This window comes from Rhodovulum viride, from assembly GCF_003265965.1.
Lineage (GTDB): Bacteria > Pseudomonadota > Alphaproteobacteria > Rhodobacterales > Rhodobacteraceae > Rhodovulum > Rhodovulum kholense.
The window spans coordinates 63,878-80,096 of sequence record NZ_MUAV01000013.1; the positions used below are offsets into that span (position 1 = coordinate 63,878).

General features: G+C 68.9%; 14 protein-coding genes. 8 read left to right on the forward strand and 6 right to left on the reverse strand.

The window, feature by feature from the left end:
• The first annotated feature begins 153 nt into the window (after positions 1-153).
• The gene (locus tag BYZ73_RS12330; RefSeq protein WP_112316184.1) at positions 154-915 is read left to right on the forward strand and encodes a sulfite exporter TauE/SafE family protein; all 762 of its coding nucleotides are present in this window, start codon (positions 154-156) and stop codon (positions 913-915) included.
• Positions 916-924: 9 nt separating this feature from the next.
• On the opposite strand, the gene BYZ73_RS12335 is transcribed toward BYZ73_RS12330, so the two are convergent.
• From BYZ73_RS12335 to ubiA, 3 genes are all read right to left on the reverse strand, one after another.
• A complete protein-coding gene (locus BYZ73_RS12335) occupies positions 925-1,251 on the reverse strand; it encodes a hypothetical protein (RefSeq protein ID WP_075786816.1) in 327 nt (108 codons plus the stop codon).
• A complete protein-coding gene (locus BYZ73_RS12340) occupies positions 1,238-3,289 on the reverse strand; it encodes an OmpA family protein (protein WP_112316185.1) in 2,052 nt (683 codons plus the stop codon). Before BYZ73_RS12340 ends, BYZ73_RS12335 begins: the two co-directional genes overlap by 14 nt.
• Before the next feature lie 66 nt (positions 3,290-3,355).
• Complete coding sequence (ubiA, locus tag BYZ73_RS12345) at positions 3,356-4,345, reverse strand: 4-hydroxybenzoate octaprenyltransferase (protein WP_112316186.1); 990 nt, start codon at positions 4,343-4,345, stop codon at positions 3,356-3,358.
• 13 nt (positions 4,346-4,358) lie between these two features.
• Between ubiA and BYZ73_RS12350 the strand changes: the two genes are divergently transcribed.
• The 6 genes from BYZ73_RS12350 (at position 4,359) to BYZ73_RS12375 (ending at position 10,356) form a co-directional block, all read left to right on the forward strand.
• On the forward strand, positions 4,359-5,093 hold the full coding sequence (locus tag BYZ73_RS12350) for a 16S rRNA (uracil(1498)-N(3))-methyltransferase (protein ID WP_108024432.1): 735 nt from the start codon (positions 4,359-4,361) through the stop codon (positions 5,091-5,093).
• Complete coding sequence (locus tag BYZ73_RS12355) at positions 5,090-5,611, forward strand: hypothetical protein (protein WP_112316187.1); 522 nt, start codon at positions 5,090-5,092, stop codon at positions 5,609-5,611. The genes BYZ73_RS12350 and BYZ73_RS12355 overlap by 4 nt, the downstream gene beginning before the upstream one ends.
• Before the next feature lie 61 nt (positions 5,612-5,672).
• On the forward strand, positions 5,673-7,043 hold the full coding sequence (locus tag BYZ73_RS12360; protein ID WP_108023843.1) for a glutamate--cysteine ligase: 1,371 nt from the start codon (positions 5,673-5,675) through the stop codon (positions 7,041-7,043).
• A gap of 105 nt (positions 7,044-7,148) precedes the next feature.
• A complete protein-coding gene (locus BYZ73_RS12365) occupies positions 7,149-8,120 on the forward strand; it encodes a siderophore-interacting protein (RefSeq protein ID WP_112316188.1) in 972 nt (323 codons plus the stop codon).
• A gap of 122 nt (positions 8,121-8,242) precedes the next feature.
• Entirely contained in the window at positions 8,243-8,944 is a 702-nt protein-coding gene (locus BYZ73_RS12370) for a tellurite resistance TerB family protein (protein ID WP_112316189.1), read from the forward strand.
• 104 nt (positions 8,945-9,048) lie between these two features.
• On the forward strand, positions 9,049-10,356 hold the full coding sequence (locus BYZ73_RS12375; protein WP_112316190.1) for a short-chain fatty acid transporter: 1,308 nt from the start codon (positions 9,049-9,051) through the stop codon (positions 10,354-10,356).
• On the opposite strand, the gene BYZ73_RS12380 is transcribed toward BYZ73_RS12375, so the two are convergent.
• Both BYZ73_RS12380 and BYZ73_RS12385 read right to left on the reverse strand, forming a co-directional pair.
• Complete coding sequence (locus BYZ73_RS12380) at positions 10,328-11,680, reverse strand: HAMP domain-containing sensor histidine kinase (protein ID WP_181498044.1); 1,353 nt, start codon at positions 11,678-11,680, stop codon at positions 10,328-10,330. The genes BYZ73_RS12375 and BYZ73_RS12380 overlap by 29 nt on opposite strands.
• A gap of 34 nt (positions 11,681-11,714) precedes the next feature.
• Positions 11,715-12,386: a winged helix-turn-helix domain-containing protein gene (locus tag BYZ73_RS12385; RefSeq protein WP_108023832.1), complete on the reverse strand. Its 672-nt coding sequence runs from the start codon at positions 12,384-12,386 to the stop codon at positions 11,715-11,717.
• A gap of 230 nt (positions 12,387-12,616) precedes the next feature.
• Between BYZ73_RS12385 and BYZ73_RS12390 the strand changes: the two genes are divergently transcribed.
• Positions 12,617-13,759, forward strand: a complete 1,143-nt coding sequence (locus BYZ73_RS12390) for a Do family serine endopeptidase (RefSeq protein WP_108023830.1) — start codon at positions 12,617-12,619, stop codon at positions 13,757-13,759.
• Between the two features lie 470 nt (positions 13,760-14,229).
• Here the strand turns inward: BYZ73_RS12390 and scpC are convergent, their stop codons facing one another.
• The gene (gene scpC / locus BYZ73_RS12395; protein WP_108023828.1) at positions 14,230-15,762 is read right to left on the reverse strand and encodes a succinyl-CoA:acetate CoA-transferase ScpC; all 1,533 of its coding nucleotides are present in this window, start codon (positions 15,760-15,762) and stop codon (positions 14,230-14,232) included.
• Between the last annotated feature and the right edge of the window lie 457 nt (positions 15,763-16,219).

Genomic DNA, 16,219 nt, shown 5'->3' on the forward strand with positions numbered 1-16,219 from the left:
CTCCTTCCTTCGGGCTTGCCGTGACATAGGGCTTTCGCAGATGCAGCGCAACAAAAATTCAATTGAGTTGCATGTTTTGAAGGATAATGACCCGTCCATTTTGCGGCTGCGGCATGCGCCGGTCCGGGCTATAGCCGGAGCGGGGAGGCGCGCATGATCCTGGGTATCGACACGGACCTTTTCGCCGCCGCGCTGGCGGTGGCGCTTCTGGCGGGCTTCGTCAAGGGTGCGGTGGGCTTTGCCATGCCGATGATCATGATCTCGGGCCTGTCGAGCTTCCTGCCCGCCGATCTGGCGCTGGCCGGGCTGGTGCTGGCGACGCTTTTGACCAACATCGCGCAAGCCTTCCGGCAGGGGACTGCGGCGGCCTGGGGGTCGGTCCGGCGCTACCGGCTGCTGATCGGCTGCGTGGTGCTGGCGATCTGCCTCAGCGCGCCGCTGGTCGCGGTCCTGCCCGACCGGGTCATGTATCTGCTGATCGGGCTGCCCATCGCGGCCTTCACGGTGTCGCAGCTGGCCGGGCGGCAACTGATCCTGCCCGCCCGCCACCGCTCCCGGGCCGAGATCGCGATGGGGCTGACCGGCGGGTTCTTCGGCGGCATCTCGGGGGTCTGGGGGCCGCCGGTCATCGCCTATCTGCTGTCCTTCAACACCGAAAAGACCGAGATGGTCCGGGTGCAGGGCGTCGTCTTCCTGATCGGGGCGGTGATGCTGCTGCTGGCGCATCTGGGTTCGGGCGTGCTGAACGCGCAAAGCCTGCCCTTCTCGGCGGTGCTGGTGCTGCCCGCGGCGCTGGGCATGTGGGCGGGGGTCAGGCTGCAGGACCGGCTTGACCCCGTCCGGTTCCGCCGCGCCACCCTGGCCGTGCTGGCGGTGGCGGGGCTGAACCTGATCCGGAAGGGGCTGATGGGCTGAGGCGGCCGGTTAGCGCGCGTTGATACGTTCGATATAGGCGCGCAGCTCCTCGGCCTCCTGGCGGGCATGTTGCAGCCCGTCCATCGCGGCGTTCAGCTCGGCCTCGGTCTGGTTGAGCTGGTTGGTCAGTTCGGCCTCGCGCTGGTTCAGATAGCCCACCGCCTGATCGCGGGCCTCCTCGGCCTCGTGCAGCGCATGGGCCATGCGGTCCAGCTCGCCCATGTCGGCGGTCGTGGTGCGCCCCAGCCGCTGCACCAGCCAGCAGGCGACCCAGCCAAGTGCGAAGGCCACGAACAGCATGACGCTGGTGACCAGAATGAATTCAGTCCTGTCCATCGATCTGGTCCTCTTCACCGGCATCGGCCGGGTCCTCTGCGTCCTGGGCGGTGTCGTCGGCCTCGGTCTCGGGCCCGGTTTCGGCTCCGATGTCGTCCTGGGGTTTTGCCCCGGTTTCGTCCTCTCCCTCGGCTTCACCTTCGGCCTCGGACGTCGTGTCGTCGCCGGTATCGGCAGCTTCCGCTTCGGTGTCTTCGGCTTCGCTCCCGTCGGGACCGGCGTCTTCGATCAGGTGGAACTCGATCCGCCGGTTGGCCTCGCGGCCCTCCTCGGTGTCGTTTTCCGCGACCGGGTCCTGCTCGCCATAGCCCTTGGCGGTCAGGTTGCCGACCAGAATGCGGCGGGCCATCAGTGCGTCGACCACCGCATTGGCGCGGGCCTGGCTGAGTCGCAGGTTCATTTCGTCCCGGCCCTGGCTGTCGGTATAGCCCGCGATCTCCATCTTCGCGCGGGGGCAGCCGCGCAGGATGTCGGCGATCTGGTCGACCACGCGCAGCGAGGCGCCGTCGATGGTGGCCGAGCCGGGGTCGAAGGTGATCTTGGTTTCCGCCAGCACCGCGCCGATCTCTTCGACGCAGACGGCCGGATCGGCAAGCGCCGCGCCGGGCGTCTCGGGAGGCTTGCGATAGGTGATCTGCAGCCCGAAGTTCTGCGCATCGCCCAACCTGTCCGACAGGATCTGCGCGACCCGGGCGCGGGCGGTTTCGTCCTCGGTCAGCCCGTTGATCTGCACGAAATCGGGCTGCACCACGGCCGAGCCGTTCCGGAGCTGCGACAGCGCCTCAAGCCCGGCCAGAACCCGCATCGGCCAGCCCTCGGGCAGCGCGGGGTCGAGCCGCAGCGCCGAATGCACATGCTCGCCGCCAAAGCGCGACCGGGCATAGGTTTCGGTCGCGTCGCGGACCATCGCATCGGTCACCCGGCCGCGCATCTGTACCAGGCCCTCGGGGCTCAGCGTCGCCACGAACTCGGCCGGACCGGGGGCGGCGCCGTCGGTCTTGACCGGGGCGGGCAGAACGGTGTGCAGGGTGAAGGCCTCGGGCAGGTCGGCCTTGAGCGCGGCGCTGACCCGGTCGAACAGGGCGGTCTCGGTCCCGGCAGCGGCGACCAGCGTCACGTCCGTATCCGAAAAGGTCAGGCTTCCGCCGCCCAGCTCGGCCAGCGCCGCGATGCCGCTGGCCGCGGCCGTGCCCCAGTCGGCCGAGGGGGCGCCAAGCCCCAGCGTGCAGGTGGCGTCGTCGGGCGCACCCGCTTCGCGCGCGGCGGCAAGGATCAGCGCGGCCGCGCCTTCGGTATCGGCGGCGCAGGCATCGAAACGCGCGCCCGACTCGTCCATCAGGAAGCGCAGGGTGAAGGGGGCGATGGTCGGCCGCGGCGCCGAAATGTCCAGCGCCAGATCGAGCCCCCTGGGCGCGGCGGCGCGCAGTTCGCGTTCCAGCCGCGCCTTGTCCTTGGCGCTGTCCGAAATCGCGGTGACGGCGACCCGGTTCGCGGTGATCGAGATCTTCGAGCGTTTCAGCCGGTCGAGCGCGACCAGACCGAAGTCGAGCGCGGCGTCCCAGCCTCGGGGCGCGGCATCCTCGGCGCTGTCCATCATGTCGGTAACCGGCAGGCGCCCGGCGATCCGGGCCAGTTCGGCGGCCAGGGCGTCGGTGCGCGAGCGCCGCGGGATCAATCCGATCACGGAAATGCCGGTGTCGTTGCGCAGAAGCTCGACAGAAAAGCGCGGCCCGTCCAGCGGCGTCGGCGCGGCGACCTCGATGTCGTCGATCAGGTTGGTGCTGTCGACCACCGTCCCGGCCGCGGCCAGCGCATGGAACCGGGCGGCCTCGTCCGGCGCGGTGCCGGACAGATGCATCAGCATGCCGTCGGCCCGCACATTGGCCCAGGGGATGCCCCGGTCGGTCAGCGCCGCCCGCACCGACTGGCGGGTGTGGGATTCGATCCAGTTGACGGCAAGCAGCGCCGCGCCGAGGCAAACGGCCGCTGCCAGCGCAAAGACGGCGGGGGCAATCAGCTTCGACAGGAGGTGCCGCATCGGCCGGTCCGGGCTTGGGGTGTCATCGAAGGCCTTTCATCGCTTGGGGGCGGGACGGTGCGGCGGTCAGGCAAGGATCGCGAGACCGAAGCACAGCACCGGGATCAGCCCGGCATCGCGGTTGCTGCGGAACAGCGACAGGCAGCGGTCGGTATTCTCGGTATCGAGGCGCCGAAGCTGCCAGGACATGTGCAGCGCAAAGCCCGCAGTGCCGATCAGCCCCATGAAGGCCGCCGTGCCTCCGGCCGGGCGCAGGAGCGCCAGCAGCACCGCCAGCACCATCAGCCCGGTTGCGGCGATCAGGAATTGTTGCAGACGGACCGGCGTGTTTTCGGCAAAGAGCCGCGCGGTCGACTTGACCCCGATCAGGGCGTCGTCCTCCTTGTCCTGATGGGCATAGATGGTGTCGTAGAAGATCGTCCAGGCGATGCCCGCCAGATACAGCAGCACCGGGGCGAGGCTCAGGCTGCCGGTATGGGCGACCCAGGCCAGCATCGCGCCCCAGTTGAAGGCCAGCCCCAGAAAGACCTGCGGCCACCAGGTAAAGCGCTTGGCGAACGGGTAGATCGCCACCAGCGCCAGCGAAGCCACGCCCATCGCGATGGCGGCCGCGTTGAAGGTGATCAGGATGCAGAAGGCGGCGAGCGACTGGATCACCATCCAGAAGACCGCCTGCGCCACCGTCACCTGCCCCGAAGGGATCGGGCGTGAGCGGGTGCGCGCGACCTCGCCGTCGATATTGCGGTCGGTGATGTCGTTCCAGGTGCAGCCCGCGCCGCGCATCAGGAAGGCGCCGATGCCGCAGCCCAGCACGATCCAGAGGTCGATCCAGCGGAACCCGGTCGAGGCCGCAGCCAGCGTCACGCCCCAGAGGCAGGGCAGGTACAGAAGCCAGGTGCCGACCGGGCGGTCGGCCCGCGACAGCCGCAGATAGGGGCGGGTCCAGACCGGGGCGAGGCGGTCGACCCAGTTGCCCTTGACGGCATCGGCGACCTGGCCCTCCACGGCTCTGTCCAAGGCGCTGTGGACCTCTGGCGTTTCGGCGGTGTCGGACATAACAATGGCCCCCATGAACGATCTTCGGTCAGCAAGAATCCGGCTCTATGTAGAGCAGCCCTTGGGGGAAGGGCAAACCGTTCCTCTGACGGGCGACCAGGCGCATTACCTGTTCGCCGTGATGCGGCTGGTTCCGGGCGACCCGGTGCTGGTTTTCGATGGTAAATCAGGGGAATGGCTGGCCGACGTGGTCGAGGCGAAGAAGCGCGCAGGGGTGCTGGTCTGCCGCGAAAACACCCGACCGCTGCAGCTTCCGCCCGATCTGTGGCTGTGCTTCGCGCCGATCAAGAAAACGCGAACGGATTTCATCGTCGAGAAGGCGGCCGAGCTGGGCGCGGCCCGGATCTGTCCCGTGCAGACCGAGTTCACCAATTCCGAACGCATCCGCCGCGACCGGCTGCAGGCTCATGCCGTCGAGGCGGCCGAGCAATGCGGCGGCACTTATGTACCCGAGGTGGCCGATCTGCAAAAGCTGTCCGATTTGCTCGATGCCTGGCCCGAGGGCCGCCATCTGATGTTCTGCGACGAGGCGCTGGTCGGCGCCGGTCAGGCGCTGGGGGAGGCGCCGAAGGGCCCCTGGGCGATCCTGATCGGGCCCGAGGGCGGGTTTTCCGAGACCGAGCGCGCCCGGCTTCGCGCGCTGCCCTTTGCCCATCCGGTCAGCCTCGGCCCCCGGGTATTGCGCGCCGATACGGCGGCGGTTGCCGCGCTGACGGTCTGGCAGCAGGCGCTGGGGGATTGGGGGTGAGCTTTCTGCGGCCCGAGGCGGTCGCGGCTCTCCGGCAGCGGCGCGAGGTCATCGCGGCGGGCTGCGTTGCCTTGGCCGGGCTCTGGATCTTCGGGCTGGGCGGGTATCTGTTCCAGGCGCTGGGCGTGCTGACGGTGGCACTGGGCGCGGGGCTTGGTTTCGTCGCGATCCGACGCAACCGGTTCCGCATCCCGGGCAATGGCCCCGGGATCGTGCAGGTCGACGAGGGCCAGATCACCTATCTGGCGCCCCGGGGCGGCGGCTTTGTCGCGCTGAGCGAGATTACCCGCATCGAGTTGGTCTTCGACGAGACCGGCGCGCGCGGCTGGCGGCTGAGCCAGACACGGTTTCCGGAGGTCACGATTCCCGCCTCGGCCAGCGGCGCCGACGCGCTGTTCGACGTGTTCATGGCGCTGCCCTGCGCCAATCCCCGCGCGATCCTCTCGGCGCTCGACCGCAGCCCTGCCGACGGCCCGGTGACGGTCTGGTCGAGGATCGTCCGTCCGGCCTTGACTTGAGCCCGCCCGCGACGCAGGTCTTGGCCGGAACACGAGCGAACAATCTGGAGGCCGCTGGCCCATGTCCATTCCCCAGTCAGGCGGCGGCCCGATCGAATCCCATGCGCAACTGGCCGAATACCTGGCTTCGGGCTGCAAGCCCAAGGCCGACTGGCGGATCGGCACCGAGCACGAGAAATTCGGCTATTGCAAGGATGCGCTGAAGCCCATCCCCTATGACGGACCGCGCTCGGTCAAGGCGGTGCTGGAAGGGCTGCGCGACCGCCATGGCTGGGCGCCGGTGATGGAAGGCGAGAACCTTATCGGGCTGCAGAAGGACGGGGCCAATGTCAGCCTCGAGCCGGGCGGCCAGCTGGAACTGTCGGGTGCGCCGCTCGAGACCATCCACCAGACCTGCGACGAGGTCACAGAGCATCTGCGCGAGGTGAAGGGCGTCGCCGACGAGATCGGCGTCGGCTTCATCGGGCTCGGCGCCGCTCCGGTCTGGAGCCATGAGGACATGCCGATGATGCCCAAGGGGCGTTACCGGCTGATGACCGATTACATGGACCGGGTCGGGACCATGGGCAAGACGATGATGTACCGGACCTGCACGGTTCAGGTAAACCTCGACTTCGGCTCCGAGGCCGACATGGTGCAGAAGCTGCGCGTGGCGCTGGCGCTGCAGCCTGTCGCGACCGCGCTTTTCGCCAATTCGCCCTTCCTCGACGGCAAGCCCAATGGCATGAAATCCTGGCGCAGCCGGGTCTGGCGCGATCTGGATGCCGCTCGCACTGGCATGCTGCCCTTCGTCTTCGAGGACGGGTTCGGCTTCGAGCGCTATGTCGACTATGCCCTCGATGTGCCGATGTATTTCGTCTATCGCGACGGCCGCTATATCGACGCGCTGGGCCAGTCCTTCCGCGATTTCATGGCCGGTCGGCTGCCCGCGCTGCCGGGCGAGGTGCCGACGCTGTCGGACTGGGCCGATCACCTGACCACGATCTTCCCCGAGGCGCGGATGAAGAAATTCATCGAAATGCGCGGCGCCGATGGCGGGCCGTGGCGCCGGCTGTGCGCGCTGCCCGCGCTTTGGGTCGGGCTGACCTACGATCAGGGCGCGCTCGATGCCGCCTGGGATCTGGTCAAGGACTGGGATGCCGAGACCCGCGAGGCCTGGCGCGTCGCCGCCGCCACCGACGGGCTCGATGCCGAGGTGAATGGCGTGAAGATGCTGGGCCTTGCCCGGCAGGTGGTCGACATCGCCCGGGGCGGGCTCAAGGCCCGCGCGCGGCCGGGGCTGGGCGGCATGGTCCAGGACGAGCGCCATTTCCTGCATGCGCTGGAAGACAGCGTCGAGACCGGCAAGACCCCGGCCGATGAGCTGCTCGACCATTATCACGGCGACTGGAACGGCGATCTGAGCCGGATTTACGCGGATTTCAGCTACTGACCCTGCGGCTTCGGCTCGCCAGTCCGTCTTCTTTCAGCGCCTGTTTGCCCGCGACGTCGGAATAGTCGATAAAAAGACTCGGAAACGACGCGCGAGGGACAGGACGTGGGGATCATCGACAGGCTCCGCACCCGGGGACGGGTGGCGGACGGGGCAGAGGCGGCGCTGGAGGCGCTGCGCGCACTGGCCAGGGACTGGGAGAGGCCCCTGACCGAAAGCGCCCAAGGGCTGGTGCTGGAGCTTTTCCGGGCGCGGGTCTCTGCGCGGCGCGAGGGCGCGGATCTGGGTCTGGAGATCGTCGCCCCCGACGCGGCCTGCCTGCGCGGCGTTCAGGACAGCCTGACGGAGCTGCTGGCCGGGCACTCCATCGCGATCCGCTGGGAGGATGTCGCCACCGGCGCGCTGGCCCCGGGGCTGTCGATCGGGCAAGCCGTCTGGTGCAGGCGCATCTCGCCCGGTTTCCTGCGGCTGCGGGTGCGGCTTGCCGATGCCGCGCGTTTCGGCACGGGCGGGCTGCATGTCCGGCTGCTGGTCCCGCCCGGCGGGCGGGCGCCGGTCTGGCCCCGGATCGGTGCCAGCGCGCGGGTCGACTGGCCGAGCGGCGCGGACGCGTTGCACCGGCCAGTCTACACGGTCTCCGACTTGGGGCCAGACCGGGTCGATATCGACATCTTCGACCATCCGGGCAGCCCCACCTGCGACTGGGCGCGGGGCGTCGTTCCGGGGGCGCCGGTCGGGGTCATGGGGCCAGGTGGCGGCTGGTTGCCCGAGGGCGATCCGCTGCTGCTATTTGGCGACGAGACCGCGCTGCCCGCCATCCTGCGGATCCTGAGGATCACCGGAGTCCCGGCCCGGGCTTGGGTCACGGCCGCGCCCGAGGATCTGGCGGCGCTGGGCGCCGACCGGCGCGTGACCCGCACCGACGATCTTCTGGAGGCGCTCGATGCGGCCGATCCGGGGCCGGGCGGCTTCGTCTGGTTTGCCGCCCGCGACGAGGTCTCGCGCGAGGCGCGGCGCCGGCTGACCGCACGCGGCCTGCCGCGCGGGCGTTTCTCCGCCGTTGCCTATTGGCGCTGAGGCGCCGGCGCTCGGGCTGACCTGCCGCTCGCGGGAAGTTCAGAACGCGTGGGGCCGGTTGCCTTGAAGGGCGGCGGGCCGGTCCATAGCTCTGCCTGGATCACGCGAAAGGGAGAGGCGCCATGAATATCGAACGGCTGCTGCAGGAGGCGCTGGGCTCGGGGCAGGGGCGGAGGCAGAACCCGGGGCAGGGCGGCTCGACGCTGCCGGGCGGCCTTGCGGGCGGTGCTGCCGCGGGCGGGCTGGTGGCGCTGCTGCTGGGCAGCAAGAAGGCCCGCAAGCTGGGCGGCAAGGCGCTGACCTATGGCGGCATGGCCGCGGTCGGCGGGCTGGCTTACAAGGCCTGGCGCGACTGGCAGCAGAACCGTCCTTCGGGCACCGAGGCCGATCCGCTGCACCTGCCGCCGCCGCCCGCCGATAGCGGCTTCGACATGGCTCAGGAGCGCGACAGCGCCGGGCAGGATTTCCGGCTGGCGGTGCTGCGCGCGATGATCCTTGCGGCGAAATCCGACGGCCATATCGACCCCGAGGAACACGGCCGCATCCGCGACCGGATCGAGGCGCTGGGCCTCGGCGCCGAGGAAAAGGCCGCCCTGTTCGACAGTTTTGCCGCGCCCGCCGATCCGGCCGAGGCCGCGCGCCCGGCGCGGACCGATGCCCAGCGGGCCGAGCTGTACCTGGCCTCGGCCCTGGCCGTCGATCCCGACACGCCCGACGAACGACGCTATCTCGACGATCTGGCGCGCCATCTGGCGTTGCCAGAGGGCCTGCGCGGGCATCTCGACCTCGAGGCCGAGGCGGCGCGCCGTCAGGTTGGGGCGTGAGCGCCGCTCTTGCACCCTGACGTTGGGGCAGGGCGCAAGATCAGAGGTTTAACTGTCCTCTCCGCGGGCTAGGCTCTGGCCAAAGTCTTCGGGGAGGAGTGGATATGCTTTCGGTTGTGGCAAGGCCGCTGGTGCGCGTGTTCGAGCGTTACCTGCCGGACCCCTATGTTTTCGTGATCATCCTGACCATCGTCGTGATGGCGGCAGCGGTGCTGTTCGAGGGCCGCTCGCCGGTCGCGGTGATCGAGATGTGGGGCGACGGCTTCTGGACGCTTTTGTCCTTCTCGATGCAGATGCTGCTGGTGCTGGTAACGGGCTACATGATGGCCTCGACGCCGGCGGTGCGCGGGCTTCTGAACCGTCTGGCCGACACCGCCCGCGGGCCGGCCCGCGCGATCTTGCTGGTCACGCTGGTCTCGCTGCTGGCCAGCTGGATCAACTGGGGCTTCGGTCTGGTGGTGGGCGCGCTGCTGGCCAAGGCCGTCGCCCGCCGGGTCGCGGTCGATTACCGGCTGCTGGTCGCCTCGGCTTATTCGGGCTTTCTGGTCTGGCATGGCGGGCTGGCGGGCTCGATCCCGTTGGCGATCGCGACGCCCGGCCATACCTTCGAGGACCAGATCGGGATCATCGGCACCTCCGAGACCATTTTCGCGGCCTTCAACCTGATCATCGTCGCGGCGCTTTTCATTACCGTGCCGCTGGTCAACTGGCTGATGCTGCCCAAACCCGGGCATGAGATGATCGTCGATCCGGCGAAGCTGGAAGAGCCCGAATTCGGCGGCGGGCCGACCCACCGGCCCTCGGACCGGATCGAGAATTCGCCGATCCTGTCTTGGATCATCGGCGGCGCGGGGCTGGCCTGGCTGGTGATCGACCTGCTGGACGGCGGCGGGCTGACGCTGAACTACATCAACTTCCTCTTTCTCTTCGTCGCGATCCTCTTGCACGGCACGCCCCGGCGGCTGCTGGATGCGCTGGCCGAAGGGGTCAAGAGCGGCGCTGGCATTGTCATCCAGTTCCCGTTCTATTCCGGGATCATGGCGATCATGGCGGGGTCGGGGCTGGCGGTCTCGATCTCGGACGGGCTGACCTCGTTCGCCAGCGCCGAAAGCCTTCCGTTCTGGAGCTTCATCAGCGCGGGCATCGTCAATTTCTTCGTGCCCTCCGGCGGCGGGCAATGGGTGGTGCAGGCGCCGGTGATGCTGCCCGCGGCCGAGGCGCTGGGCGTCGACCAGGCGCGCGTCGCGATGGCAGTGGCCTGGGGCGATGCCTGGACCAACATGGTGCAACCCTTCTGGGCCTTGCCGATCCTCGCCATCGCCGGGCTGAACGCCAAGGACATCATGGGGTTCTGCGTGGTGCAGCTGGTGGTCAGCGGGATCATCATTGCGCTGGGTCTGAGTTTTCTCTGACGCGGCCTTCGGACTGCGGAAAGGCAAGCCGGACCCGCAGGCCCGGCGCGTTGTCCTCCAGCGTCAGGCGCGCGCCATGCAGGCTCGCGATGGCCGCGACCAGCGACAGGCCGAGCCCGTGGCCCGGCGTGGTGCGGCTTCGTTCCAGCCGGTAGAGGCGGCGCAGCACCTTGTCGCGTTCCCCTTCGGGCACGCCGGGGCCGTCATCGGCGACGATCAGGCCCGGTGGATCGGCCGTGACGGCAATGTCGATCCGGCTGCCCTCGGGCGTGTGACGAAGCGCGTTCTCGACCAGATTGGCCAGCGCCTGCGCGATCAGGTTCGGCTCGCCCCGGACGGTCGGGCCGGTTTCGGGGCAGGACAGGCTCAGCCGGTGCCCGGCATCCTCGACCGAGGGCTGGTACAGCTCGACCACCTGCCGGACGGTGAGCCCCAGATCGAAGGGCTGGAACCGGGCCGAGGCCTGACCGCCCTCGATCTGGGCGATTTCCAGCATGGCGCGGAACACCGACACGGCGCGGTCGACCTCGGCACTGGCGCGGTCGGCAAGCTCGGCCGGATCACCCTCGTCGGGCAGCCGCGCGCGCAGGTCCTGGATCAGCACCGAGATCCGCTGCAGGGGCGTGCGCAAGTCATGGGCGATGTCGGCGGTCACCTGGCGCAGCGCCTCGGTCGCGGCTTCCTGGCGGGCGGCCAGCCGGTTCACTCCGGCGCCGATCCGCGACAGGTCGTCGGCCGGGAGCGGGTCGGGCGGAAGCCGGGCGCTGAGATCGCCCGCCGACAGCCGGTCGAGCGTCTCTTCGATGCCATCCACCCGGCGCGCGGTGCGCCGGGCGATCAGCACGCCGACGCCCAGTGAAATCAGCACCGTCGGGCCGAGGCTGAAGGCCAGAAGCGACAGGAAAGTGCGGCGCAGCTCGGCGATGGGGGCGAGGCTTTCGGCCACGATCAGGAGCCCGCCCGACAGCGGCCGCACTTCGTGCAGGTAGCCCGCAGCCCCCAGCGGCTGGTCGCCCGGACTCAGATGGATGTCGCCGCCGTCAAGCGTGGCGCGGGCATTGCCCACCTGCCGCCCGTCGGCCGCCAGAAAGACCGTGACCGTCTTGGCCGGATCGGCCGCCCGCGCCCGTGCCCGCACGATGGCTGACAGGGCGGCGGGCGTGGCACTCAGATCGAAGCTGGCCAGTTCCGCGTCGAGATCGGCCCGGATCGACCGGGCCAGATCGGCGCGAAGCGTCAGATAGGCCCCGCCCAGCGACAGAAGGTTCGCAAGCGCCACCACCGCGACCAGCGCCAGCGCCTGCCGGACCGGGGTCGAGCGCATAAGGTGCCTGAGCGAGGCGGCGCGGGGCCCCATCTCAGTCGCCGATCCGGTAGCCCGCGCCGCGCACGGTGGTGATCAGTTCCTTGTCGAAGGGCCTGTCGACCTTGGCGCGGAGCCGGCTGATATGGGTTTCGACCACGTTGGTCTGGGGGTCGAAATTGATGTCCCAGACCGATTCCAGCAGCATGGTGCGGGTCTGCACCCGGCCCTTGTGGCGCAGCAGATGTTCCAGAAGCGCGAATTCGCGGGGCAGCAGATCGATCTTTCGGCCCGCCCGGGTGACGGTGCGGCGGACCAGATCCATCTCCAGATCGGCCGCCTTCAGCACGGTTTCGGTCTCCTGCATCGGCGGGCGGCGCCCCAGGGCCTCGATCCGGGCGGAAAGCTCGCCGAAGGCGAAGGGCTTGACCAGATAGTCGTCGCCCCCCGCCCTCAGCCCGTCGATGCGGTCGTCGACCCCGCTCATCGAGGTCAGGAAGATCGCGGGCGTGGTGACATGGGCGGCGCGGAGCGCGCGCACCAGCGACAGCCCGTCCAGTTCGGGCAGCATCCGGTCGACCACCATCACGTCATAGGCGGTGGCCAGCGCCCGGGCCAGAGCGTCGCGGCCATTGTCCAGGCAATCGACCGAGTGGCCCTCCTCGCCCAGCCCGCGGGCGATGAACTGGGCGGTGGTGGGATCGTCCTCGACGACGAGCAGTTTCATGGCGAACGGCCTCCGACCCTCGATCCTTTACGCGACTGGCCCTCACTATGGCGCCGCGCGGGCCGCGTTCAACCGCCTCCGCGCCCGGGTTTCGGCCCCGTCACCGGCACGTGAGAGCGATTGCAGGAATGTAATCGGCGCGGGGATGTGACCGCAATCCGGGGGCGCCATCTTGGTCCTGCAACCGGCGTTCCGGCCGGCAAGATGCCCCAGTTCAGGAGACCAAGGACATGTCGAACAAAGCAAAGCGCAATGCCGTCTCGGCCGTGGCGCTCGCCGCGCTCCTCGGGGCGACGGCGGGGATCGGGCTCGACCATGCGGTGCCGGCGGCCAATGCCGCGACGGCGCCCGCAGGCGGGTATGTCGATCTGGTGGCGCGGGTCGCGCCCGCCGTCGTGACCATCGAGGTCGAGAAGGCCGCGCCGCAGGCCCAGCTGCAGACCTTCCAGTTCCCCGACGGCTTTCCGATGGAGGAATTCGCCCGCCGCTTCGGCCTGCCGATGCCCGGCTATCCGCAAGGCCCGCAGGGCGAGGCGCCGCGTCTGAAGGGCGTCGGCACCGGTTTCATCGTGTCTCAGGACGGCAAGATCGTGACCAACGCCCATGTGGTCGACGGCGCCGACAGCGTGACCGTGACCCTGTCCGATGGCCGCAGCTTCGACGGCAAGGTGCTGGGCGCCGACACGGCCTCGGACATCGCGCTGGTCTCGATCGACGGCCAGAACCTGCCCCATGTCGATTTCGGATCCTCCGATGCGCTGAAGGTCGGTCAGCCGGTTGTCGCGATGGGCAACCCGTTCGGTCTGGGCCAGACCGTCACCAGCGGCATCGTCTCGGCGCTGGGCCGCGACATCAATTCGGGACCCTTCGACAACTTCATCCAGACCGATGCCGCCATCAACAAGGGCAATTCGGGCGGGCCGCTCTTCAATGAAGAGGGCGAGGTCGTCGGCATCAACACCGCGATCCTGTCGCCCACCGGGGGGTCCGTCGGCATCGGCTTTGCCGTGCCCTCGGACATGGCCAAATCGGTCGTGGCCGACCTTGAGAAAGGCGGTCAGGTCGATCGCGGCTTCCTTGGCGTGCAGATCGGCCAGGTCAGCGAGGAGGTCGCCGCGGCGCTGGGCTTCGACAGCCCGCACGGCACCATGATCGTTGACGTGACCGCCGACAGCCCGGCCGCGAAGGCGGGGCTGAAGAAGGGCGACATCGTGCTGGCGGTGGACGGCCAGGAGGTGACCGGGCCGCGCGATCTGACGCGTTTCATCGCGACCGACGCGCCCGGCACCGATGTGTCGCTGAACGTGTTGCGCGCGGGCAAGTCGATGGATGTCTCCGTCACCCTCGGCAACCGCGCGGATCGGCCGGCCTGACGGCCGGTCGTGACAGGCGACCGGACGCTCCCACCCTTCGGCGTCCGGTCGCGGCCCACGCCCCTTCTTCTTTCGGGCAAGTCCCGTCCCGGAAGGAGGAAGGCTCCGGGCCCTGACATCGCCCGTTCCGACCCTCTTGGCCGGTGCGGCGACCCCGGACCCGATCCTTGCCCCGGGTCCGGTCGGATACTCCCGCGCCCCGGCTGGACACCGGGGTGTAGCCTGCCCCGCCCGGCCTCCCCCCGGACGGGGCTTTTTCTTGTGACACGGCGTGCCGACCTGTCCGGACCGCGCGGCCCACGCGTTCGCAAGCGTGCCCGCGCACGGGCCACTGCAGAGGCGATGAAGATCGGAATGCAGCAGATTCGGGCGACGCTTGCCGGGTGCAGTCGGCCAAGCCTCGACAGGCGGCTGGAAAAGGGCGGGCGCGGGGACGCGCGCCCGCCAGAGATGGCGCGGGACGGCCCGGCCTATTCGGCCTGCATCGAGCCGGTCTTGACGAAGCGCAGGTGCCAGGACAGCGCCTCGTCCAGAAGATGCGGCGCGTGCTTGCCGTAAGAGCCTTCCATCGCGCGCTTGTAGTAATCGCGCAGCGCCGGGCGGAAATCGGGATGGGCGCAATTCTCGATGATCAGCGCCGCGCGCTGCTTGGGCGCGAGGCCGCGCAGGTCCGCAAGCCCCTGTTCGGTCACGAGGATCTGCACGTCCTGGGCAATGTGATCGACATGGGCGACCTTCGGCACGATGGCCGAGATCTTGCCGTTCTTCGCGGTCGAAGGGGTCATGAAGACCGAGACATAGGCGTTGCGCGCGAAATCGCCCGAGCCGCCGATGCCGTTCTGGATCCGCGAGCCCATGACATGGGTCGAGTTGACGGCGCCGTAGATGTCGGCCTCGATCAGCCCGTTCATGGCGATGCAGCCGAGGCGGCGGACGATTTCGGGGTGGTTCGAGATTTCCTGCGGCCGCAGGATCAGCTTGTCGCGGAACCGGTAGGCATGGTCGTTGAACCATTCCGCAGCGGTGGGGCTCAGCGACAGGGAGGTGGCCGAGGCGCTGCGCAGCTTGCCCGCGTCGAGCAGTTCCAGCATGCCGTCCTGAATGACCTCGGTATAGGCGGTCATGTTCTCGAAGGGCGAATTCATCAGCCCGGTCAGCACCGCGTTGGCGACGTTGCCCACGCCCGACTGCAGCGGCAGAAGCTGCGGCGGCAGGCGGCCCTTCGAGACCTCGTGCAGGAAGAAGTCGAGCAGATGCCCGGCAATCGACTGCGCCACCTCGTCGGGGGCCTTGAAGGGCGCGTTGCGGTCCGGCGCGTCGGTTTCGACGATGGCGACGATCTTCTTCGGATCGCAGCGGAAATAGGGCTGGCCGATGCGGTCGTTGGGGCTCGACAGCGGGATCGGGCGGCGATGCGGCGGCAGCGCGGTGCCGTAGTAGATGTCATGCATCCCGCGCAGCGCTTCGCTTTGCCAGTGGTTGACCTCGAGGATGACCTTCTCGGCCTGGTCGAGCCAGGTCTTGTTGTTGCCGATCGAGGAGGACGGAATGAGCTGGCCATCCGAGGTGATGCCCGAAACCTCGACGATGGCGGTGTCGAGCTTGCCGAGGAAGCCCTGCCATGCCATCGGCGCGACCTGACTCAGGTGCATGTCGAAATAGTTCATCTCGCCCGCGTTGATCTTTTCGCGGGCGATGGGGTCCGAGTTGTAGGGCAGGCGGAACTCGATCCCCCCGGCCTTGGCCAGAGCGCCGTCAAGCTCGGGCCCGGTCGAGGCGCCGGTCCAGACCTTGACCTGGAACGGGTTGCCGGCGGCATGTTCGGCTTCGATCCGGGCGGCCAGCGCCAGCGGCACCGACTTGGGGTAGCCCGACCCTGTGAAGCCACTCATCCCGATGGTCGATCCGGGCGCGATCAGGGCCGCGGCGTCCTCCGCGCTCATCACGCGGTTGCGCAGCGTCGGGTCGCCGATCCTCGATGCAATGGTCTGGGCGATGGTCATGGGCTCCTCCTCCTCGAGCTCCCCGTCCCGGACGTCCGGTGCGGAGCGGGGAAGTGCTGGCGTTCAGGCGGGAGTTCCGGCCCTGGGCGGTCGGAGGATCCCACGGTTCCGATCTCTTGGACAGACTGCCGCGTCCGACGGCAAGGGTGGATGCTGGCATGGCCGCCATGCGCTGAGTGCAATTCCCGTGTTTCGGATGTGTGATTTGCGGGATTTGTGCGCCTGCGGTATAAAATTGCCGTCAGGTGCGATTGTTATCCCGCACTGTGAAATTGTTTTCAGATGTTCCGGTCTGCTGCGGCAGAGGGGCGATTTGATGCGCCTTGGCCGGCCTGACGACATGGGCCGGATCGGTCCCGCCATCGATGCCAATCGGCCGTCCCGCAGCCGTTCCGGCGCAGCAGCGCGCTTCGTGGACGAGGGTATACCCACCGGAAAGCCCGCGTCTGGCGGTCTT